Origin of the sequence: [Clostridium] symbiosum ATCC 14940 (assembly GCF_000466485.1) — a bacterium.
In the GTDB taxonomy this organism is placed as follows: domain Bacteria; phylum Bacillota; class Clostridia; order Lachnospirales; family Lachnospiraceae; genus Otoolea; species Otoolea symbiosa.
In genome coordinates, this window is record NZ_KE993048.1 from 1 (window position 1) to 629 (window position 629).

Below are 629 nucleotides of genomic sequence, written 5' to 3' on the forward strand. Positions count from 1 at the left end.
ACGGCATCCGGCGCGGCTATCTACAACAACCGCTTAAAAGAGCTTATGAATGAGAAGAAGCTGCGTGAAGTATCCATCTGCTTAAGACACATCGACAACTTTACAAGAGGCGGAGCTTTAGCCGACTATGAGGCAGTCTATGCGGACGGCGTAAAACTGCAGGCAATCTGGAGAGGCAAAAAGAACGCCCATATCACAACTCCGGCCGGAACCGACCTGTACATGGAGATGAACGATATGGAACCAATCATCGAGTGCGGTATTGCCCGTAATCCTGGTGATGCAATGGCATGGTCGGACGGCGAAGTATCCTTAGGGCCGGTCATCGGAACCACCCACGGAAAACTCGTAATCGACGGACCAATCTGCTACTATGGCTGCCCGACCGTACCGGTAGAGCTTAAGATTGAAGGCGGACGCATCGTAGAGGTAGTGGGCGGAGACGCAAAGATTTGTAAAGAAATCCGCCGTCAGATAGCGGAAGTAAAAGACAGCGACAACATTGCGGAGATTGGAATCGGATTAAACCCGGCCTGCATGTTCAACGGAGACTTTGAGGAAGAGAAGAAGGCAAGGGGAACCTGCCATATCGCAATGGGCAACGGTTTCTACTACGGCCAGCCGGCACG

1 protein-coding gene is annotated in these 629 nt (G+C 52.1%); it reads left to right on the plus strand.

Translation table 11 applies throughout. The features are described 5' to 3' along the window. Window positions 1-629 (plus strand): 2,5-dihydroxypyridine 5,6-dioxygenase NicX family protein (locus tag CLOSYM_RS23585; RefSeq protein WP_021643813.1); only part of this gene is annotated, 629 nt, incomplete at both ends.